The organism is Microcoleus sp. CAWBG27, from assembly GCF_020883145.1.
GTDB lineage: Bacteria > Cyanobacteriota > Cyanobacteriia > Cyanobacteriales > Microcoleaceae > Microcoleus.
On sequence record NZ_JAHREU010000001.1, the window covers coordinates 210,922 to 230,608 of the forward strand.

Consider the following 19,687-nt stretch of genomic DNA (forward strand, 5'->3'; position numbering starts at 1 on the left):
ATATTTTCTTATTCATTTAGTTGGGTTGATTTTTATGACTATTTTTGGCCAGCTTCATTTGAATTAAGCTAAATAAAGGAACGAGATACAAATAAAAGGCATAGGGGATAAAATCCGAATTTACACTCAAGACAGTTGCCGGAACTAAGCCTGCAATATTCCAAGGAATTAAGGGAGAAATCACAACAGCGGTATTTTCTAAGTCTACAGCAAGTTGAGCGCCATCTAATTTTTGTTGGCGGTACTTTGATTCGACTAATTGATGAGTCAAGATAATTGCGATCGTCTGCGTGCAGCCAAATGCTGCTGAGAAAATGCTAATTACTGTCGTTCCCAAGAATAAATCTCCTCTGGTTCGAGCTTTATTGAGATACACTTCTACAAATTCTAAAATTCTGGTGCCGGCAAAAATTCCTGCAAATGCTGTCGAGACAACTACAACTAATGAAACCTTAGCCATAGACAAAATCCCTCCTCCCGCCACAATGTCTTTTAAACTAGAAGTTGGCGCTAATTTAAATCCGCCGATCGCAAATTGCAGAATCTCGATCGCCGAATAACCTTGAACGAAAAAGGCGATCGCACTTCCGGCAACGATACTAACAGCCATCGCGATTTTGACTTCGACTCGCAGTACACAAAGTATGAGAATTGTCAAGGCTGGCAGCAAAGTTATCGAATTAAGATTGAAGGCTGTGCCTAGTTCCAAAGCCAAATTGTTGCCGGAAAGTTCGACGGGATTTGAAGCGGATAAAATTAAATACAACAGGCTGGAAACGAGGAAGGGTAATAAGCCTGTCACCGCCATGTTTTTGAGATTGGTATAAATTTCGGTTTTGGTAAGGATGGCAATCAAAATAGCGCTCGAAGACATCGGAGAACACCGATCGCCCACATAAGCTCCCGCCACAATTGCCCCGGCGATCGGATTTGGATTTACACCGCTGCCGTTGGCGATTATCATTAAAGCAATGCCGATCGTACTCGCAGCACCAAAAGATGTTCCCAGCAGTACAGAAAAAACGCTCGTTAACACAAACGCCCAAAAAATGAAATACTGAGGGTCGATCGATTTAATTCCCCAATATACGAGCACCGGAACCGTCCCCGCAGCCATCCACACAGCCATGACTGCGCCGATTAAAAGTAAAATAGCGATGACTGAAAAAGATTTTTGACTGCCAGCAACAGCCATTTGTATCAAGCTTTTTAGCCCAAATCCCCTCCGCAACAAAATGACCGTCAAAATTGCCATCGAAGCTAGAAGCGGAGCAACTATAAAATAACCTTTGATGGCACTGATTAAAAGTAGAATAAATGAGAACGATACAAAAAATAGCAAATCCATTATTGATGGGCTTTCATGTATTCTCGCAGTAACGTGTTAATCTGAGTTTGATAACCGCGACCTTGGGATTTAAACCATTCCAAAACATCACTGTCAATGCGTAAGGTCACTTGAGCTTTCGTCTTAGGGTTGGGCAAGCCTCGCCGAACTACTGCTTTAGCAAACATTTCAGGCGTAATTTCAGGGCAATCGGAGAAATCAATATCTTCATCAGTCATGGCATCTAGGCGTTGCCAGTCAGTTTGAGATTTGCTCGAAGTAAATTCGTTGTTCATATTTAGTTGCTTTGGGAGCATCTCATTTTTGCTTTGGGATCGCGCACGGTTGCACCATCATAATAATATATTTGGATGATATGCAGTGCGAACGTCTCGCTCGCGGCATAGATCGCGAGCGAGACGTTCGCACTCCTAAAAAACGCTTTTTACCAAATTGGGATGCGTACCCGACACCGCAGTCCATTAAAACAAAACGCTAAAATAGTAGATCCTACAATTTGGAGTTAATATTTGACACTTGCACTCGATCGCGAAAAAGTCCTAGCTTGGCTCTCACAGCGCGTTCCTGCCGCCCGCATCACACACATCCTCGGAGTCGAACAAACAGCAGGAGACTTGGCCCGCCATTACGGCCTCGACGAAGCAAAAGCCCGATCGGCAGGACTGCTCCACGATTTGGCAAAATACTTTAAACCCCAACTGCTGCTACAAATGGCTCAGAAGGAAGGTTTAGAGTTAGACTCAGTGTTGGAAGCACACCCGCATTTGCTGCACGCAGACGCGAGCGCGATCGTCGCTAGAGACGAATTCGGGGTGGTCGATCGAGAAATTTTGGACGCAATCGCCAATCATACCCTCGGCAGACCAAACATGAGCCAGCTCAGTTGTACCGTTTTTATAGCAGACACTATAGAGCCGAGTCGCGGCAACACAGCCTCTCTAGAAGCACTGCGCGAGGCAAGCGTGCAAAATCTTTATGCAGCCGTGTGGCAAACTAGCGATTATTCTCTTAAATATTTGCTAGAAACTCGCTGCTACATCCACCCCCGCACCGTACTTACGCGGAATTGGGCGCTGCAAATGGCCCGCGCCCAATCGCCCGAAATAGGAAATTCGACGGGAAAGTCGATCGAACAAATCACAAGTTAAACGTAAAATTTACCAGCAATCCTGTACTTACTTTTGACTTGAATTTAACTCCTATTTCCAGTCTCAAACTGCCAACAACCGAAAGCCAATAGCGCACCACTTCCCCCTTACCGTATCAATTAGGAACTTAAACACTTAATGTCAGATCTAACCCAACTCGAATACTCCCGGGCCGAGTCCACAGTAACGGACGCCACCACCCCAGACGAAGCCCGCGGCCTGATATTGACCGCTGCTGCCGCTGCCGATGACCGCAAAGCAGTTGATATTGTATTGCTCGGCGTAGCAGAAGTATCCTATCTTGCTGACTACTTTGCGATCGTCACCGGATTTTCCAACGTCCAGGTACGAGCCATCTCCCAAGCCATCGCCGACCAAGTAGAAGAAGAATGGGGACGCTTGCCGCTGCGTACACAAGGGCTATCAGACGCCAGTTGGGTCGTCATGGACTACGGCGACGTGATTATCCACATTTTAAAACCTCAAGAGCGCGAATTTTACAATTTAGAAGCGTTCTGGGGACACGCCGAACGAATTGAATTTTCCACTGCGCCGAGAGGATCGCTAATGTGAAAGACACTTCTGTTTCTATTTGTCCTGTTCCGCAGGAACAACGCCCGGTTAATGAATACCAAGAACTGACAGAATCCGGTTTTTTTAGCTGGGTAACTCTCGATTGGCCCGCATATCTGGCAAAACTCGCTTGGGTATGGGGTTGGAGTTGCTTGGTATCCGGGCCCTTAGCAGCAGCCAGCTTTGCTCCTGGTAAGTATCCAGTTCAGTTTGCCCTGTGCGCTACCGCTGGTGCCGGTTTTATTCTAGGATTAGCTTTGCTGCGGCTTTACTTGGGTTGGTTCTACGTGCGATCGCGCCTTGCCAATCCCACAGTCGTCTACGAAGAGTCTGGCTGGTACGATTGTCAATCTTGGCCTAAAACTCCCGAAGTTTTAGCTCAAGACCAATTGATAGTCAACTACGAACTAGAACCAATTCTCAGGCGTCTGCGGCAGACATTTTATGGTTTGACAGTATTGCTGGTTGCCGGGGGACTAATTTGGACTTGTGTGTAATCGGAAGCGGTAACAGGGAAGTTTTGAGTAGTAGGGGCGGTGCCCCATGCCCGCCCCGTTGCGACATAGGGATCGAAACTTCCACCGGCCCCTATCTAAAATCTAAAATCTAAAATCTAAAATTGATATGACAAGGGGAAAACGAACCCAAGCTCCCGAACTCGAAGTCACGCTGTTGCGCGAAGGTATTCCAGAATCTAGGCATCGCGCCCAGGCGGCTGTTTGCGACAAGCGCGGCCGCGTTCTTTCCGTTGCCGGTAACTCGGAAACGGCGACATTTGTCCGTTCTTCACTCAAACCTTTTCAAGCTTTGGCTGTGACGGCGAGCGGCACTTTGGAACGCTACGAATTGACCGATCGAGATTTAGCGATTATTTGCAGTTCTCATCAAGGTACGATCGAGCAATCGCGACAGGTGTTTAACGTCCTGTGGCGCTGCGACATTGACCCATCTAAACTTCAATGCCCCATTCCCGAAGGCAAAAAGAGCCCCCTGCAATACAACTGTTCTGGCAAACACGCCGGAATGCTGGCTGTCTGTCAACAACTGCACTGGCCTCTAGAAACTTATTTGCGGCGCAAACATCCCGTCCAGCAGCTTATTTTGGGAAAAGTAGCTGACTTGCTGGCCATGCCTGCCGAAGAGTTTATCAGCGCTCGCGACGACTGCGGCGCTCCTACCTATCTGTTGCAGTTGGGGCAAATGGCGTCTTTGTACGCTAAATTAGCCTCCGGCGACAATGTGGATATGGAGCGGATTGTCCGCGCTATGACTCATCACCCGATGATGGTTGCTGGTGAGGGGAGATTTGACACGGAACTGATGCGCTTGACTCAAGGCGAATTGGTGAGCAAATCCGGTGCTGAAGGGGTTCAGTGCATCGGCCGGGTTGGCGAAGGTATGGGCTTGGCAATTAAGGTGACGGATGGAGGAAAGCGCGCTAAATTTGCTGTGGCGATTCACTTGCTAAAACAGTTGGGCTGGATTACTGCGACGATCGCCGAAACTCTTTCTGACACTTACCTAACTCTCAGTGATTTTAAGCGTTTGGAGGTAGTCGGCGAAGTTTCGATGCTCTGAGTTGTTCCGCATTACAATTCTCTATCTAGATAACCAGATCAAAAATCCCCTCCCCCTCTCCCACTCTCTCCCTCTCCCCCTCTCTCCCTCTTCGATCGACACTTCTTCGCCAATTTCAGCAACCCCTACCACAATCTCAAAAGTTTTTTTGATAGAGGGGTTGCAATTTCCAGAAAGATGTGTTTATATTAGAGAGTAGACAAAGCGACGCGGGATAGAGCAGCCTGGTAGCTCGTCGGGCTCATAACCCGAAGGTCAGTGGTTCAAATCCACTTCCCGCCACCAACTTGAAACAATCCCTGCAATCTTTGAGGATGCAGGGTTTGATTTTTGAGAATAGATAGACAGACAGCGACGCGGGATAGAGCAGCCTGGTAGCTCGTCGGGCTCATAACCCGAAGGTCAGTGGTTCAAATCCACTTCCCGCCACCAAATTCAATCGAACAAGCCCCGGCAAACCTAAAAGTTGCTGGGGCTTGTTTTATCGCGTCTGGAGCCATAACAATAGGGACACAGCAGTGCTGTGTCCCTATCGCATATTTAGATCTTACCCAAAGGTAAAAAATCAACCTCAACCTCAACCTCAACACTCAACCCTATACTTTTAGACGCCCGTTTGTTTGACACTCCCCGGCTTGAACGCGCAGGGATTCTTGGTTCAACCAGTCGGCTTGCCCGTTGATGTCACCACCAATGGGTAGAGGTCGGTCTGTTCCCAAGCGTTAATTCCGGTGTGCCCCACCGTATTTAAATTAATTCCTGCACGGGCTTTCAATCCTTTAGCCAAAATATTCTTCGCTGCATTGTGGTCGCGGTCTAACACCGCACCGCACAGGCAAATATGAGTTCTGACCGATAGGGATTTCTGAACGCGATTGCCACAACTTGAGCAATCTTGGGAAGTGTACCCAGGTGCTACAGCAACTACTGTTTTACCGTACACTTTCCCAAAATATTGCAACCATTGGGCAAACTGTGACCACGCTGCATCGCTAATTGATTTGGCAAGCTTATGGTTCTTCACCATATTTTTCACCTGAAGGTCTTCGTAGGCTACGAAATCGTTAGATTTCACTACGCACAACGCCGTCTTGATGGCGAAGTCTTTACGCTGCCTACTGACTTTTAAGTGCTTTCTGCCTAACTTATTTATCGCTTTCTTGCGATTACTCGAACCTTTCTTTTTCCGAGAAACTCGTTTCTGCAAGCGCTTTAAAGCTTTTTCACTTTTACGCAAATGCCGAGGATTTGGAACTGTTTCTCCTGTACTATCGGTGTAGAAATGGTTCAATCCCACATCTATGCCAATCGTTTTCCCCGTAGGAACTATTTCTTCTGTTCGCTCTACATTGATGCAAAACTGAGCGTAGTAACCATCGGCTCGACGAATTACTCTGACTCGTTTAATCTCAGTAGGTGCATAGAAGTGCAAGTCTCGACTACCGAGTAACCTAAAGGTTCCAGCAGCAAAACCGTCCGTGAATGTTAGACATTTTTTGTCGATCGAAAGCGCCCATCCGGAAGTTTTGTATTCTACGGAGTGAGTGTTTTTTTTGAATTGTGGGTATCCTTTTTTTCCTGGTTTCTTAGCTTTGCAATTAGAAAAGAAACGTTGAATAGCAAAAATGGCACGCTCAGCCGAAGCTTGACGCGCCATTGAGTTAAGTTTTCCGGCCCATTCAAACTCTTTCGCCATGATGGCGCATTGTTTGTATAAATCCGATAGCTTAACTCTGGAATTGTCGATCCAATATCTGAGAGCTTTGTTTCGGACAAACTGAGCTGTGCGGATCATTTCGTCTACGATCCGGTATTGCTGTAGCTTGCCTTTTAACTTGAACTCTAGTACAATCATGGAATTATTCTATGACGCTTATGGGCAATTGTAGCTATAAACTTGATTGGAAAGTAATCTTTAGACTTTGAATTCAAGCCGTCCTATAAGGACGGGGTTGTAGACCCAATCTTTTGGTAAGCTTTATTTCTCAAAAATCTGGAATCAGATATCCATATTTTAAAATTCGGAATTTTAAATTATTAAGCCGACTGAGTTTCCAGCCAATCAAAAATCAGGTCTAACTCTTCCAGGGTAACTAACCCGTACTGCCACAGAACCATTGGCAGTTGGCCGGCATCTTGTTCGTCGTGTCTCAGAGCAACGGCGATCGCAGAATTCGATATCGCCAACTCTCCCCGCAAATAATCGATTAATTGAGCCTTTCCCATGACCTTCACCGCCAGTTTTATGCGCTATTGTAAAGATACGTATCTAATTGGGATGCGTCTGATGTTTAATAGCCCCAATTGTAGGTGGAGAATAAAGACTCTCCTGTGATGGAAGCCGCACAAAACTTGTGATAAATTTCATAGAAACGAGCGATCGCAGTCACAAGAGCTTATAGCCTCAAAAATCGGGCTGTGCGATCGCTCGTTTGCTAGACCTCAATTCCATTAAATATTGCTAAAGTCCTAGCTGAAGCTGAACTCCAGCTTCTGTCCCGCTGTCGCTGGGTTTGATAGGAACGGGATTTCCTTGGCGCTGGGCGTCAGAAGGAGTAGTGATAAATTCCAATTCGGGGCCGATTTTGAGGCGAAATGTATCCCCCAAGCTGCGTTCCCGAGTAGCAGCATTAGCCGCCGTTTCTCGTTCGCCAATCAAGTTTTGGTAGTCCGAGTCTACGGTTCTGTCCTCCACACTTCTGAGGGAATCCCCTGATAAAGTCGTTTCCGAATTTTGGGGTGCTGGTTGCGGTCTTTGTTGGGCTATAACCGCTGGAGTAAAACCGATAAAAATTGAACTCAGTCCGAGAGCAGTGCCAAGAGTAGCAATAACTGCGTTCATCATCCATGCCTCCGCTAGTTGCATCCTACTATACTTATTGTACCCAGCCGGAATTAACTTGCACTCTATCAAAAGTAACTGGTTATGAAGATATTAATTAAAGTTACCGCGAAAACTTGTAACTGGCGATCGTGCTCCGACTCTCAGAAACCAGTTTGAGACTTCGCGGCAACTGAGGGCGATCGAAGTTCAACTACCAGATTTGTAAAAAAAATCGGTTTCTGGAGAAGCGAGTGCGATCGCCAACTACCCAATCTCAAATGTAAAATCTCAAATAGTATCACCGCCTACATTCCGTCCAGGAGTGATACTCGATTAATCTCGATCGCCCTTACCAAGCACGCGATCGCGCTAAGATGACGGTGGCAGTCGTTAAAAATTAAGTTAGTAGCGGCAGATTCAGAGTTTTTAACAGCACTTTGCCAGATAAAACGATCTCAACGTTAAAATCTGCGCTCATCAGGTTGTACTTTACCGAAACTTTGTGGGTTCGTAATATTTCTGCTTCAATATGCCAATCAGATATCTGAGCGACCATATTTTAAAAATGTCGCGCCAAGTGCCAATTCGCCTCGTCCTTGTAGTGCCTTTTGCCATCCAGACTTTCGCTGCGGTGGGGCTGACGGGGTGGCTGTCCCTGCGCCACGGGCGCATAGCTGTCAACGATGTTGCCGCGCAACTGCGGGCCGAAGTCACATCGCGCATCCAGCAACACATTTATAGTTATATCGAAAGGCCGCACCAAATCAATCAACTCAATCTCGATGCCATCCGTCTGGGTATTTTGAACGTGCAGGATGAAGCCAGTTTACTCAGCTACTTCTCCAAACAACTCGAAACCTTTAATACAATTAGCTACATTCAATTCGGCTCCGAACAAAAAATTTTTACGGGAGTTGAAAGGCTTGACGATGGCAATTTGCAAATTCGGATTTCTAATAAGTCTAGTGGCTATAATTTGCACAGCTACACGCCGTCTAAGTTCGGCGAAGCAACTAAGCTTTTAAAAACTACTCCTAACTACGACCCTCGCACCCGACCTTGGTATGTAGCTCCGGTGCGGGCAGGCAAGCCCACATGGACTAAAATTTATACTTATTTTGACAGTCCCAAACTAGCAATTACTGCTGCTCAACCCGTTTACGGAAAGAATAATAAACTGATTGGAATTCTTGGTTCTGATTTGACACTCTCTGATATTCATCAATTTTTGGAAAAACTGAAGATTGGTAAATCAGGACAAACTTTTATTGTCGAAAGGTCTGGAGAATTGGTTGCAAATTCAACTCCAGAAGCGCCATTTATTGTGAGCAAAGGCGTTCCACAACGGATTGGGGCAGCGAATAGCAAAAATGTTCTAATTCGATCGACAGCCCGCTATTTGACACAACGGTTCGGGCATTTGAGCAAGATTGACAGCTCTCAGCAGTTAGATTTTACCATCGACGGTCAACGGCAATTTCTACAGGTAACGCCCTTCTCAGACAGGAGGGGCCTCGATTGGTTGATTGTAGTGGCGGTTCCCGAAGCCGATTTTATGGAAGCGATTAACGCCAATACTCGCTACACAATTTTGCTCTGTTTCGGTGCTTTGGTGCTGGCGACGGCTCTAGGATGTGTGACTTCGAGGTGGATTGTCATGCCAATTCATCGTCTGAGCAAGGCTGCGGAGGCTTTGTCGCGGGGAGAATGGGACTCAATGGCGGTAGATCCCCGCTTGATGGCGTCTGTAGAGCGGGAGGATGAGGTGGGTGTCCTGGCTCGCTCTTTTAATACGATGGCAGATCAATTGGAAGAGTCGTTTACTACTCTCGAAGAGCGGGTGGAAGCTGCGATTGCTGATAAAACTCAATTAATTCGCTCTCTGAAACTATCTCAGGAAAAACTCGCTTTTCACCTCTATCAAACTCCTTTGGGGGCGATCGAATGGAATCTCAATTTTGAAGTTGCCGACTGGAATTTGTCAGCAGAAAGAATTTTTGGATTCAATCGCTTGGAAGCAATCGGACGGCACGGAGTCGATTTAATAGTTCCTGAAAATACTAAGGAGTATGTCAGGCAACTATCTATAACTTTGCTCACTAATCAAGGAGGAATTAGTAGCATTAATGAGAACATTAGAAAGGACGGGCAAATTATTCTTTGTGAGTGGTACAATACGACTTTGGTTGATGCTGACGGCTGTATAATTGGGGTTGCATCGCTGGTTCAAGACGTGACGGAGTTTCACCGTGCTGTGGATCAGTTGCGCGCCAGTGAGGAACGGTTTCGCCAGTTGGCAGAAAATATTCATGAGGTATTTTGGATTAGAGAACCGAATCAACAGCAGATAATTTATGTGAGCCCTGCTTGCGAGAAAATATGGAATTTAAGCTATCGGAGTTTGCTGTCACATCCGGACGCTTTTTGGGATGCTATTCACCGAGACGATCGCGATCGCGTTAAGGCAGCCTTTGAAAAACAGGTGCAGGGGGATTATGATGAGGAGTATCGGGTAGTGCGATCCGACGGTTCAGTTTGCTGGGTGCGCGATCGGGCTTTTCCAGTCCGCAACGAAACAGGAGAAATTTACCGTATAGTCGGCATTGCCGAAGACATTACCCAACGCAAACTAGCAGAAGAATTCCAACAAGTCGCTCAAACCGCTCAAGCAGCCAGCCAAGCCAAAAGCTCATTCTTAGCCAATATGAGCCACGAATTGCGAACTCCCCTCAACGCCATTATCGGTTACAGCGAGATGCTCAAAGAAGACGCCGAGGATTTGGGCTGCGAAGATTTTATCCCAGACTTGCACAAAATTCAAACTGCCGGCAAACACTTGCTATCTTTAATTAGCGACATTCTCGATATTTCTAAGATTGAAGCGGGGCGGATGGAACTTTATTTAGAAACTTTCAACCCGGTTAATTTAATTGACGAGGTAGTTTCTACAGCCGAACCATTGGTAGAGAAAAATTTTAATAAATTTGAAGTTAATTGTGCTAAGGACTTGGGAATGATGTATGCTGACATTACCAAAACTCGTCAAATATTGCTCAACCTGCTGAGCAATGCAGCAAAATTTACGGAAGGCGGGACTATTACCTTGTCCGTTGAAAGAGTTAAGCATGACAGCTTAACAACTCAAGAAATAGCAGAACCTTCCGATTTAATAATTTTCCGCGTAGCTGATACAGGCATTGGTATTCCCCCCGAACAAATGCAGCATTTATTTCAAGCTTTTATGCAGGGTGACGCCTCAACTACGCGCAAGTACGGCGGCACGGGTTTGGGATTGACTATTAGCCGTCACTTTTGTTTGATGATGGGCGGTGATATGCAAGTTCAAAGCCGGTTAGGGGGCGGTTCGGTTTTCACTGTGTGCTTGCCGGCGCAAGTAGAATTATTAAAAGGTACGTAGTTGCGCTTTAGCGCTCTTTATCTATAGAAAAGAGCGCTGAAGCGCAACAACATACCTAAAGCAGGATAAGTATTATTTTAGTTGATTTGCCGTTTCTGCCGCCCCAAAAGTTGAGCTGCTAATACGCCGCCGACAAAGCCAAAGAAATGCGCTTGCCAGGAAACTCCAGGCTGCGAGGGCAAAACTCCCCAAATTAAACCGCCGTAGAAGAAACCGACAATTAAAGATATCGCAATAGACGTAAAGCTGCGTTCAAAAAAGCCCCGCAACAGCAAAAATCCGAAGTAACCAAAGATTAATCCGCTGGCACCAATGTGCACGGAATTGGGCGCGCCTGTCAGCCAAACTCCCAATCCGCTGATGAGTACAGTAACGGCACTTACGACAAAAAAGTCGCTTATTTCTTGCAACATTATCAGCCAACCAAATGTCAGAAACGGGAGGGTATTGGCGGCTAAGTGAGCAAAACTGCCGTGCAGAAAAGGCATGAATAGGATGCCTTCAAGTCCGTCGATGCTGCGGGGGCGGACTCCGTAGGAATTCAGCGCGCCTCCAAATATGAATACATCGAGAATCTCAATAATCCAGAGGAGGGAGACGAAGCCGCCGAGAATGGCGGCGTGGCTTTGCAATTCACGGGTGATAGATTGGGTTTCTGGGTTACTCATGGGTTGGGAGGGCGGTAATGCCGATTATTTTTAATTGTAGGAGTTTCTGCCCGATTCCCTACGGGATAGCTACGCACGCGCGGGCGCAGCGACACTTGGCGCTGGGTTTCAGGGTTTTTTGTAGCGCCGTGCTTATTTGAAACTATTATAACTTTGATTGAAAATTCCGCATTTTCACGCATGGAATTATTCACCTCGATGCGTCATTATCGTAGAGGAAGTACAAAAGGAGAGTTAACTGAAGGTTAAACCTTGAAGGTTTAAGGCAGAGTTTTTACCCCATAGATAAATCCTTGGGCTGGCAATGAGGACACTTTTGCGATCGCACACCGTCTCTCAAAAAAAATCAGGAACTACTTTTCTCGGATTAAGTCATTAATTCAAGAAGTTTCATCCGGTAAAGCAAAACGAGCTGCTGTAGGTACTTATTGTAGACAAAATCTCGTACAAGCTCTACAAAGAGTTCTTGGCACCTCGTTGTAAAAGAGGAACAGAGAAATATGAACGTATTTGAGAATACACAGTCCGATCGAATTCTGCCAATTTGGGTATGGCATGGCAAAGAAGAAACCCCTGTTAGTGTCGCTACAAATCTTCAACCTTACGGCAATAAGCCGCGCTTTGACTTGTTGCATCCGCTGAAACAGTGGCTTGACAATAGTGCAATTAAAAGTCAAAAGTTAGCTCGGTTTCTGTGCAAGTTTATTCCCAGCCAGTGCCCGTTTGAGCGGGAAGTCAAAATTTGCGATCGCACTTTATTTCACATTCCGCCGCTGTGCAAGTTAAATCCGCTTTACGAGCAAGTGGTGGGGCTGCGCTTTCGTGCTTTGTGTTATTTGGCTGACGAGTGCGGCGAGGATGTGACTCATTATTGTTAATTTTGCAAAAGCCTGAATTTCTAACTCTATTTTATGTGCGCCCTCCCTTCTCCTTGTTGGGGAGGGTTTTTTGGGTTTTGGGGATTAGTTGAAATATGGGCGAGTTGCGATAGACATGGGATGTATACCGCAATACGCCTGGGTTAAAACTGTTTACTCCGAGGAGTTCCCCCTAAATCCCCCTTAAGAATGGGGACTTTGAGAAGATTCCGGTTCCCCCCTTAAGAAGCTCTGCGTTATAAGGATTTTTCTTAACATTTGAGAGCGAGCGCGAGCGAGGCTATCAAACCCTGATTCCTCGATTGCCAATTCTCAATAAACGCAAGCTGCTTTCAATAAATAAAGTTGTTAAATTGTCAAGGCTTGTGTCACAACTTCTCCTGAAATTTTTGCTGTACAAAGCTTTCAAGATTGTCAAGAAAGATGTTTATAAAGCATAGCTTCTTAAGGGGAGCTAGGGGGGGATCTAAGTTTAATACTTAAACAGCAGTCTGTCGATGGGTTTGAACTTAAGTTGCCACCAATGTAACCCACGAGGGAACTCTTTACTTGTCACTTTTGGGATCTTCGGGCCCAGGGGGTACTTCTCCCTTTTGTTGGGCTTCCAATAAAGCCGTTTCCACGAGAAAGGCTATCAGGTTAGCCGTGGATCGGCCTTGTTTGTCAGCCCATCGATCCAAAGCTTCATATACGTAATCAGGAAACGTAACGTGAACGCGCTTGCTCAATGTAAATATTTGTTGGTTTACTAACGCTTTTAATGGTACAAGCTTACGCTCCCGATCGTGTTGTTGCCCTGTTCTTCAAAATGATTGACACATATTTGGGCTTATTATGTTATAATTCCTCTAATCCAATCAATACACAGTCAAAAGCCAGTCCCCCGCCATGGAAAGCAAGGACTGGCTATGGCTCCAATTAACAAAGGAGATACACCTATTATGCCGTATGAGAAACGTCTCAGACCGTGGATCGTGGTTCGTTTGCTTCCGAACCTGCAAAGGGTCGTTGTGGGTCGGTTTCGCAGTTGGTCTGATGCAGAGGGTCATTTGCGAGTGATCAAACAACTGCTTCCGGCTGCGAGATTGACTTTAGTTTTCGATCCGATCGACTAATTTCGGTTGCGAGTTATTGAAGTGCGATCGCCCGCTTGTTATTGAAGGGCGATCGCAGATGTTGGAATCTTATCGAGAACAGGCAAGATGCCTCTTCCACAAAAAATGGTTTTTGTTGTGGGGTGGGCATCCTGCCCGCCCGCAATTTAGGGCAATGTTAAACTAGATGCAAGATATCAATTGAGTTGGGGAAAAAACCGTGACGGCTATTCTACAAGTAACAGAACAGCAAACAGCACAAGACTACTTCACTCCCGAAGAATATCTCGCCCTGGAAGAAGCAGCAGAGTACAAAAGTGAGTATCGCGATGGAGTAATTATTCCCATGACAGGCGGAACTACAAATCACAATCAAATCGCTGGCAATATTTATATTGCATTAAGTCTTGGGCTCAAAAAACAGGACTATCGAGTTTTCTTCGGTGACGTGCGTTTGTGGCTGCCGAAAAAGCGATTTTATACTTATCCCGATGTGATGGTAATTCCGGGTAAACCTGAGTATTACAATAATCGCCAGGATACGGTGATGAATCCGCAAGTAATTGTGGAAGTTTTATCGAAATCTACGAAAGCTTACGATCGCAGTGATAAATTTAAGTTTTATCAAACGCTGCCGGCATTTCAAGAGTATATTCTGATTGACCAATCTCAGGTTTATGTAGAACAGTATTGCAAGTTGGCTAACAAGCGGTGGTCGTACCATCAGTACGATGAGGAAGATGCGGCGCTAGTTTTTAATTTCTTTCAAGTTGAAGTGCCACTGGCTGATGTCTATGAGAAGGTGGATTTTGCGGCGGAAGATGAGCCCGAAAATGAGCCAGAAGAAAGTGAGGTGGAATAAGGGCGATCGCTTTCTTATTTATTCAAGCACTTTAGTCAAATTGGCTGAGAGTTAACTCTATTTTTGTTTGGGTGTCGGTTGCTGTTGACATTGTTTTGTTACCAAATAGCGATCGACTAATTTTATTGTAGCAATTTACCCTATCATCTATAGAGCAAAAAATCCATTCCATTATTTATTTGCGATTGTATTTTTGTCGATACCTTTCGATCGCTGCTTTCAGCTTAGAGTTAAGTTCTGGTGGATTTTCTATCGCTGAGGTAACAATTTTCCAATTTGGTTCGGAAAGAACGATCGCTTCTGGTTTAAGTGGCATTTCTTGGGCTAGATTTAGAGCAACTTCGAGCAGATATTCGCTCAGACTAATACCCCACAGGGTAGCTGCTTTTTCTAACAGTTCTTTTTGTTCCTGATCGATAGTTATCTCAAGGGTGCTTGTTTGGGGGGTTTGTGTAGGGGTTGACATATTTTTTCACTTAGAGCAAGGTTGGCTCATTTGATATTATAGCAATTTTTCAGATGGGCGATCGCACACTTGTTGGAGAACGGCGATCGAAGATAGAACCTAGAATTTACAGACATCTGCAAATTGCGGTAATGCCTTACCCTTTACTAAGCCAATTGTAACAGGTAAATGTCCAGGGGAAGGATTTTGAAAATCTGGCTCCATCCCCGATTTGTATTTTAACCTTCGGGTGGGCAAATCAAGTTCTCGGTCAACTGTCTTGGTAAACACTGTGCCTTTTAAACTTCCCCAACCAACTTCAGCATACATTTTCTGCCAGTTGAGTCTCTGCTGTTCATAAATTAACTGTTGAGCGCTAAAACCTAACTTACCTTCACTTGCTGCACGCCAAAGGCGATCGATTGTTTGTAAGTCAGTACAAGATAAATTGGCAACCTGAATTTGATCTATGTAGCCTCGTGCTTCTGATACTTTTCCCCCACTCTTCAGCATTATTTCATAAGTTTCTCGATCGGCAGCCTTCCAGTTTTTATCTCGTAAATAGTTAACTAATTGGCTGTAGCTTAAATCTTGGCTAGAAACAATTTTTACTTGATCCACTGCGTCCGCTGTTGCCTTGCTACCATCAGGTTTAAAAAGAGCCAAAACACCAGTTAAAGCAGCTATTACGGCAGCCAAAATACCTGCTTTTTCCCAAACTGTTATTTTTTTCTTCGGATTTTGTTGCTTTATTGGTGATGATAATTCAGTTATATCTTTTAAAACTTCACTAGCTGATTGATAGCGATTATTCACCGCAGGTTGCAATAACTTATCCAAAATTTTACTTAGCCCTTCACTAACCTCTCCAATTAAGTGATGTCGCCAATCCCAAGAGTGAGTTCCACTGTTGAAGAGTTCACTAGGAGCTTTTTTTGTCATTAGACAAATACAAGTTACTCCCAAGCTATAAAAATCGCTTGCGAAACTTTGTATACCCATAGATTGCTCGGGAGCTATGTAACCAATAGTTCCAATGTTTGCTGTAGCAAAATTGTTAGTATGAACTCTTTTAGTAACGAGTTTAGAAACGCCAAAATCAACAAGAACTAATTTTTGATTAACTTTTTGTCGAAGTATATTATCTGGCTTGATATCTCGATGAATTACATGGTTGTCATGTATAAATTTCAAAATAGGTAGCAAATCAGCAAGTAATTGCAAAATTTTAACCTCACCGAATGCTCCTTGTTGATTTAATTCTGTAGCCAGATTATCGCCTTCAAAAAATTCTTGCACCAGGTACAAGAAACCATCTTGTTCAAAACTATCTACTAATGCTGGGATTTGAGGGTGGCTTCCTAACTGTTCTAGTCTTTCTATTTCTTGACGAAATATGTCTGGCAGTTGTTCAATTGCCTTCGATCCAGGGATTGTAGGATTTGAAACATTTATCCTACTTCTTTGAATAGTTGTTGGATCTTGAGGATAAAATTGCTTAATTACGCGCAATAGCTTACCAAGGCTGTTGTTATCTACAGCTAGGAAAGTCCGGCCAAACCCTCCTTGACCTATCATCTTAATTGAGCGGTAGCGATTATAATTTAGTAGCAATCCAGAGCCACAGGCCTGACAATACCTAAGTGTGTCAGGGTTTTGTGGTGCGGGGCAAGCAGGATTCACACAATAGCTCATATTAATGCTAAACTCATCTTTCTTGGGAGTCATCTGCTAGTTTAACAAAACAAAGCTGTATTGTGGGGATATACATCTCTACTAGGTATAAGGAGTTGCAGTAAGGTGGGCAAAAAGCCCACCCTACAACTAACTACGCCCCGACAGCTTCCTTGGCCGCGTACAACACCTCAGCATTGATGAGAGCAATCCCTCGTTCCCGCGCGAACTTCTCAGTATTCCGCTTGACTTTCCCGCGCACAAAACCAGGAATTTTATTCAACTCAGCTTGTCCGTCCTTCGTCCAATTCATATCAGAATCAGCCGAAATTCCCTTGGTAATCACTTCCTTAGTATCGTGGCCGCCGAAGATTTCCAGCAAGTGGTCTTCCATGCCCAAAGTAAAGGAATTGTAGACCAAATCTACACACTGATTTGTGCCTTCATAACCCAAAAATGGCTTGTAGCCGATCGGGAAATTTTGCACGTGAATCGGCGCAGCAATCACACCGCACGGAATATCAAGCCTTTTACCCACGTGGCGTTCCATCTGCGTGCCGAAAATTGCCGAAGGTTCCGCTTTGGCGATCGCATCTCCGATCGCCCCATGATCCTCTGTCACCAGCACTTCATCACAATACCCTTTTACCTCTTCCCGGAACCAATCAGCATCGTGTTTGCAGTACGTACCAGCCCACACAACGTGGATTCCCATCTCGCGAGCCAAAATCTTCGTCATCGCCGCAGCGTGCGTATTATCCCCAAATACGACGGCTTTTTTACCCGTTAAGTTTTGGCAGTCGATCGACCTTGAGAACCAAGCAGCCTGAGACACAAACCGCGTTTGTTGATCGATGAAATCTTCGTAATCAACATCCGCACCTTGAGCATTCAGAACTTCCTGAATCTTCCGAATACAACGCGCCGTTTCCACCACACCCATCGGCGTAATATCCACCATCGGCGTGCCGAATTCTTTTTGCAAATACTCCCCGGCTGCCATCCCCAACTCCCGATAAGGAACGAGGTTAAACCAAGCCCGCGGCAATCTTTTTAAGTTGTGAACCGAAGCACCTTCGGGAATAACTTCGTTGACTTCGATTCCCAAATCTGCCATCAAACGCTTCAATTCGGTGCAGTCGTGATGGTTGTGGAAACCCAGCGTAGACATACCGATAATATTCACCGATGGTTTTTCGCTTTTACCTTCCAAATCGCCTTTTTTGCGGGCTTTGTTGATGTAAAGTTGGACGATTTGATCCAAAGTGCGATCGGCAGCTTGGAGTTCGTTAAACCGATAATGATTAACATCCGCCAGCATCACATCGCCTTTGGCATCCAATTGAGCTCGGTTGACAAAGTTTTCCAAGTCTTCTTGCAGAATGCTAGAGGTGCAAGTCGGGGTAAGTACAATTAAATCGGGGTGCTCTTCTCTGTCTTTGCGGGTGATATTGTCCACCACCCGTTCCTGCGAGCCCCGTGCCAGTACGTGTCTGTCAACCACGCTGGTAGTTACCGGAGTGAAGTCCCGTTCCCTCTCCAGCATCGATCGCATGACGTTAAAATAGTCGTCTCCAATCGGTGCGTGCATGATCGCGTGGACGTTTTTGAAGGAAGTCGCAACGCGCAGAGTGCCGATGTGGGCTGGGCCTGCGTACATCCAATAAGCCAATTTCATAGGTATTTTTCCTTGGGGTGGTTGAGAATTGTGCGATCGGGCGATTACTGCTAAATTTTAAGGTTGTTTGAGATTTTCTCACCAGATGAATCCTTTAGAAATAGTAACTTTCTGAAGATTTACAGATGGGAAAAATTCTCAAACGCTTTTGCTGGTTGGGCTTTGACTCGCCATAGCCACAACTTTACCTTTGTTTTATGGCAATAATTCTTAATTTATTGTCAAGTTTCGTTAAGAAGCTGACACATCTTATCAAAGTAGGTGCTTATGGCGAACCCTAACTCAATACAGCTTTTGCATAAGTCTGCGATCGACACACAAACCGCAGATTTCAGGCAGATAAATACAGATAAACGCAGATAATTTTAGGGTAGGAAAGCTTAGGAGTGGAAGAGGTCTAATTTCCTTAAGCAACAGACAAATCATACCAAATTAGGATGCTAAATTCACACTTTACACATAAAAGATACGCTAGTTGACTTTTTAACCAATGCAGTATACACTATTAATTAATCCACTATTTCCTCGACACCGAAACTTGCAAAGATCGGGAAATATTGACGTAAAACAAATCCTTGTTGACAAAACCCATGAAACTATCCAAAATAGACTTGAGCAATGTCTTAGCAGTCGGTCACTCTAACGGCCAGCTAGGACTGTTGATCGATCGCGGGGAATGCCTCGAATTTATCGAAATTGCCGCACCCGAAGCTGCAATGCACGGCCTGCAAATGGTTGATTTCATCGCCAATACAGATTCTACCGAACTCAGTGGCAGTATTGAATCAACAGAAATCGCTCCTGGCGGCGAACCCATTGCTATGATGCCGGTTGATTCGGCAATGGCTAGCGCGATCGGATACAATGAAGAGGCTCAAGTTTTGCAAATAGAATTTAGCAGCGGGTCAGTCTATCAATACAGCGACGTAGAACCAGAAATTTGGGAATCTCTGCAAGAAGCTGATTCTACAGGCCGATTTTTTAACTCCGAGATTAAAGGTTATTATTCCAGCCGGCGCGTAGATGACTCGCTCTAAAACGGATACAAGCCCTCGACTCCTATCCTGGAGAGATTAACATTTTACACTTAAGTTCGCGATCGGTGATTCACAGCGCTGCAAGTAAATCTCAAATTGAAAAAGGGAAAATCGACTTACGGGCCTGTAGTTAGCAGTCGCGTCGCACAGTGAAGTGGTTTGATTGAAGTGTGAATACTTCCGTAATTTGACCGAAAACATAGATGTGAGGCTAAATTCAAGCAATCTGACTCTCAGCAATCAACTGTAGATAAGTTTAGCAAACTATTTGCCACTTAAGTCTTGCTCCTAAAAGCTGAGATTGTTTTTTTGTCAGCCGTGCGATCGATCGCCACACCAAATCATTGCACAAATCCTGTATTTGTGCTTTTGTTTACCTAACTGCTGAGGTGACAAAGCCCCAAGCCCCTGCAAGTCAGCAGCAGCTCTTTGCTGGATACGGCGTGTCTTCCCACACATCCC

General features: G+C 45.1%; 20 protein-coding genes and 2 tRNA genes. 11 read left to right on the plus strand and 11 right to left on the minus strand.

Features of this window, described 5'->3' with window-relative positions; translation table 11 throughout:
- Positions 1-16: 16 nt before the first annotated feature.
- Positions 17-1,255, minus strand: coding sequence for a Na+/H+ antiporter NhaC family protein (locus QZ938_RS00805; RefSeq protein WP_367181815.1), 1,239 nt, complete (start codon positions 1,253-1,255; stop codon positions 17-19).
- A gap of 92 nt (positions 1,256-1,347) precedes the next feature.
- Positions 1,348-1,623 (minus strand): BrnA antitoxin family protein, encoded by a 276-nt coding sequence (locus QZ938_RS00810; protein WP_293156840.1) that lies wholly within the window; start codon positions 1,621-1,623, stop codon positions 1,348-1,350.
- A gap of 234 nt (positions 1,624-1,857) precedes the next feature.
- Here QZ938_RS00810 and yqeK point away from each other — a divergent pair, with 234 nt between their 5' ends.
- The 5 genes from yqeK to QZ938_RS00835 all read left to right on the plus strand — a co-directional run bounded on the left by yqeK (position 1,858) and on the right by QZ938_RS00835 (position 4,932).
- On the plus strand, positions 1,858-2,496 hold the full coding sequence (gene yqeK / locus QZ938_RS00815; RefSeq protein WP_293346589.1) for a bis(5'-nucleosyl)-tetraphosphatase (symmetrical) YqeK: 639 nt from the start codon (positions 1,858-1,860) through the stop codon (positions 2,494-2,496).
- A gap of 138 nt (positions 2,497-2,634) precedes the next feature.
- On the plus strand, positions 2,635-3,069 hold the full coding sequence (gene rsfS, locus QZ938_RS00820; protein ID WP_293156846.1) for a ribosome silencing factor: 435 nt from the start codon (positions 2,635-2,637) through the stop codon (positions 3,067-3,069).
- Positions 3,066-3,566, plus strand: a complete 501-nt coding sequence (locus QZ938_RS00825; RefSeq protein ID WP_293156849.1) for a CGLD27 family protein — start codon at positions 3,066-3,068, stop codon at positions 3,564-3,566. Before rsfS ends, QZ938_RS00825 begins: the two co-directional genes overlap by 4 nt.
- 127 nt (positions 3,567-3,693) lie before the next feature.
- Entirely contained in the window at positions 3,694-4,647 is a 954-nt protein-coding gene (locus QZ938_RS00830) for an asparaginase (protein WP_293156852.1), read from the plus strand.
- Between the two features lie 208 nt (positions 4,648-4,855).
- Positions 4,856-4,932 (plus strand) — tRNA-Met (locus QZ938_RS00835).
- Here the strand turns inward: QZ938_RS00835 and QZ938_RS00840 are convergent.
- Complete coding sequence (locus QZ938_RS00840) at positions 4,911-5,039, minus strand: hypothetical protein (protein ID WP_293281593.1); 129 nt, start codon at positions 5,037-5,039, stop codon at positions 4,911-4,913. The genes QZ938_RS00835 and QZ938_RS00840 overlap by 22 nt on opposite strands.
- On the opposite strand from QZ938_RS00840, the gene QZ938_RS00845 reads away from it, so the two are divergent.
- A tRNA-Met gene (locus QZ938_RS00845) sits at positions 5,003-5,079 on the plus strand. The two genes, QZ938_RS00840 and QZ938_RS00845, sit on opposite strands and share 37 nt — an antisense overlap.
- 226 nt (positions 5,080-5,305) lie before the next feature.
- Here QZ938_RS00845 and QZ938_RS00850 read toward each other — a convergent pair.
- From QZ938_RS00850 to QZ938_RS00860, 3 genes are all read right to left on the minus strand, one after another.
- A complete protein-coding gene (locus tag QZ938_RS00850) occupies positions 5,306-6,502 on the minus strand; it encodes a transposase (RefSeq protein ID WP_293156855.1) in 1,197 nt (398 codons plus the stop codon).
- Between the two features lie 182 nt (positions 6,503-6,684).
- A complete protein-coding gene (locus tag QZ938_RS00855; protein WP_293156860.1) occupies positions 6,685-6,873 on the minus strand; it encodes a DUF2949 domain-containing protein in 189 nt (62 codons plus the stop codon).
- A 235-nt stretch (positions 6,874-7,108) separates the two neighbouring features.
- Positions 7,109-7,492 carry a hypothetical protein gene (locus QZ938_RS00860; RefSeq protein ID WP_293346586.1) on the minus strand — a complete coding sequence of 128 codons (384 nt, stop codon included), beginning with the start codon at positions 7,490-7,492 and terminating at the stop codon, positions 7,109-7,111.
- Between the two features lie 508 nt (positions 7,493-8,000).
- On the opposite strand from QZ938_RS00860, the gene QZ938_RS00865 reads away from it, so the two are divergent.
- Positions 8,001-10,889, plus strand: coding sequence for a PAS domain S-box protein (locus tag QZ938_RS00865; protein ID WP_293346584.1), 2,889 nt, complete (start codon positions 8,001-8,003; stop codon positions 10,887-10,889).
- Positions 10,890-10,966: 77 nt separating this feature from the next.
- Here the strand turns inward: QZ938_RS00865 and QZ938_RS00870 are convergent, their stop codons facing one another.
- Positions 10,967-11,557: a rhomboid family intramembrane serine protease gene (locus QZ938_RS00870; RefSeq protein ID WP_293346582.1), complete on the minus strand. Its 591-nt coding sequence runs from the start codon at positions 11,555-11,557 to the stop codon at positions 10,967-10,969.
- Positions 11,558-12,057: 500 nt separating this feature from the next.
- Between QZ938_RS00870 and QZ938_RS00875 the strand changes: the two genes are divergently transcribed.
- Positions 12,058-12,435, plus strand: coding sequence for a Mo-dependent nitrogenase C-terminal domain-containing protein (locus tag QZ938_RS00875; protein WP_293156872.1), 378 nt, complete (start codon positions 12,058-12,060; stop codon positions 12,433-12,435).
- A gap of 545 nt (positions 12,436-12,980) precedes the next feature.
- On the opposite strand, the gene QZ938_RS00880 is transcribed toward QZ938_RS00875, so the two are convergent.
- Positions 12,981-13,163, minus strand: a complete 183-nt coding sequence (locus QZ938_RS00880; protein ID WP_293156875.1) for a hypothetical protein — start codon at positions 13,161-13,163, stop codon at positions 12,981-12,983.
- 180 nt (positions 13,164-13,343) lie between these two features.
- Between QZ938_RS00880 and QZ938_RS00885 the strand changes: the two genes are divergently transcribed.
- Together QZ938_RS00885 and QZ938_RS00890 are read left to right on the plus strand one after the other, a co-directional pair.
- The gene (locus QZ938_RS00885) at positions 13,344-13,550 is read left to right on the plus strand and encodes a hypothetical protein (RefSeq protein WP_293346927.1); all 207 of its coding nucleotides are present in this window, start codon (positions 13,344-13,346) and stop codon (positions 13,548-13,550) included.
- 199 nt (positions 13,551-13,749) lie between these two features.
- Positions 13,750-14,391 (plus strand): Uma2 family endonuclease, encoded by a 642-nt coding sequence (locus tag QZ938_RS00890; protein WP_293156878.1) that lies wholly within the window; start codon positions 13,750-13,752, stop codon positions 14,389-14,391.
- A gap of 175 nt (positions 14,392-14,566) precedes the next feature.
- Here QZ938_RS00890 and QZ938_RS00895 read toward each other — a convergent pair whose 3' ends face one another.
- The 3 genes from QZ938_RS00895 to bchB form a co-directional block, all read right to left on the minus strand.
- The gene (locus tag QZ938_RS00895) at positions 14,567-14,857 is read right to left on the minus strand and encodes a DUF1778 domain-containing protein (RefSeq protein ID WP_293346580.1); all 291 of its coding nucleotides are present in this window, start codon (positions 14,855-14,857) and stop codon (positions 14,567-14,569) included.
- A 99-nt stretch (positions 14,858-14,956) separates the two neighbouring features.
- The gene (locus QZ938_RS00900; protein WP_293346578.1) at positions 14,957-16,564 is read right to left on the minus strand and encodes a serine/threonine-protein kinase; all 1,608 of its coding nucleotides are present in this window, start codon (positions 16,562-16,564) and stop codon (positions 14,957-14,959) included.
- Between the two features lie 100 nt (positions 16,565-16,664).
- The gene (gene bchB, locus QZ938_RS00905; protein WP_293346576.1) at positions 16,665-18,188 is read right to left on the minus strand and encodes a ferredoxin:protochlorophyllide reductase (ATP-dependent) subunit B; all 1,524 of its coding nucleotides are present in this window, start codon (positions 18,186-18,188) and stop codon (positions 16,665-16,667) included.
- Between the two features lie 590 nt (positions 18,189-18,778).
- Here bchB and QZ938_RS00910 point away from each other — a divergent pair.
- Entirely contained in the window at positions 18,779-19,225 is a 447-nt protein-coding gene (locus tag QZ938_RS00910; RefSeq protein WP_293336802.1) for a KTSC domain-containing protein, read from the plus strand.
- The last annotated feature ends 462 nt before the right edge of the window (positions 19,226-19,687 follow it).

What these genes read in the sequence shown, in the direction of transcription:
- QZ938_RS00865 (WP_293346584.1), top strand. Translation starts at nt 8,001, where the DNA reads ATGCCAATCAGATATCTGAGCGACCATATTTTAAAAATGTCGCGCCAA.
- QZ938_RS00875 (WP_293156872.1), top strand. Translation starts at nt 12,058, where the DNA reads ATGAACGTATTTGAGAATACACAGTCCGATCGAATTCTGCCAATTTGG.
- QZ938_RS00805 (WP_367181815.1), bottom strand. Translation starts at nt 1,255, where the DNA reads ATGGCAATTTTGACGGTCATTTTGTTGCGGAGGGGATTTGGGCTAAAA.
- QZ938_RS00850 (WP_293156855.1), bottom strand. Translation starts at nt 6,502, where the DNA reads ATGATTGTACTAGAGTTCAAGTTAAAAGGCAAGCTACAGCAATACCGG.
- rsfS (WP_293156846.1), top strand. Translation starts at nt 2,635, where the DNA reads ATGTCAGATCTAACCCAACTCGAATACTCCCGGGCCGAGTCCACAGTA.
- QZ938_RS00910 (WP_293336802.1), top strand. Translation starts at nt 18,779, where the DNA reads ATGAAACTATCCAAAATAGACTTGAGCAATGTCTTAGCAGTCGGTCAC.
- QZ938_RS00830 (WP_293156852.1), top strand. Translation starts at nt 3,694, where the DNA reads ATGACAAGGGGAAAACGAACCCAAGCTCCCGAACTCGAAGTCACGCTG.
- QZ938_RS00810 (WP_293156840.1), bottom strand. Translation starts at nt 1,623, where the DNA reads ATGAACAACGAATTTACTTCGAGCAAATCTCAAACTGACTGGCAACGC.
- QZ938_RS00840 (WP_293281593.1), bottom strand. Translation starts at nt 5,039, where the DNA reads ATGAGCCCGACGAGCTACCAGGCTGCTCTATCCCGCGTCGCTGTCTGT.
- QZ938_RS00895 (WP_293346580.1), bottom strand. Translation starts at nt 14,857, where the DNA reads ATGTCAACCCCTACACAAACCCCCCAAACAAGCACCCTTGAGATAACT.
- QZ938_RS00870 (WP_293346582.1), bottom strand. Translation starts at nt 11,557, where the DNA reads ATGAGTAACCCAGAAACCCAATCTATCACCCGTGAATTGCAAAGCCAC.
- QZ938_RS00885 (WP_293346927.1), top strand. Translation starts at nt 13,344, where the DNA reads ATGGCTCCAATTAACAAAGGAGATACACCTATTATGCCGTATGAGAAA.
- bchB (WP_293346576.1), bottom strand. Translation starts at nt 18,188, where the DNA reads ATGAAATTGGCTTATTGGATGTACGCAGGCCCAGCCCACATCGGCACT.
- QZ938_RS00855 (WP_293156860.1), bottom strand. Translation starts at nt 6,873, where the DNA reads ATGGGAAAGGCTCAATTAATCGATTATTTGCGGGGAGAGTTGGCGATA.
- QZ938_RS00900 (WP_293346578.1), bottom strand. Translation starts at nt 16,564, where the DNA reads ATGACTCCCAAGAAAGATGAGTTTAGCATTAATATGAGCTATTGTGTG.
- QZ938_RS00860 (WP_293346586.1), bottom strand. Translation starts at nt 7,492, where the DNA reads ATGATGAACGCAGTTATTGCTACTCTTGGCACTGCTCTCGGACTGAGT.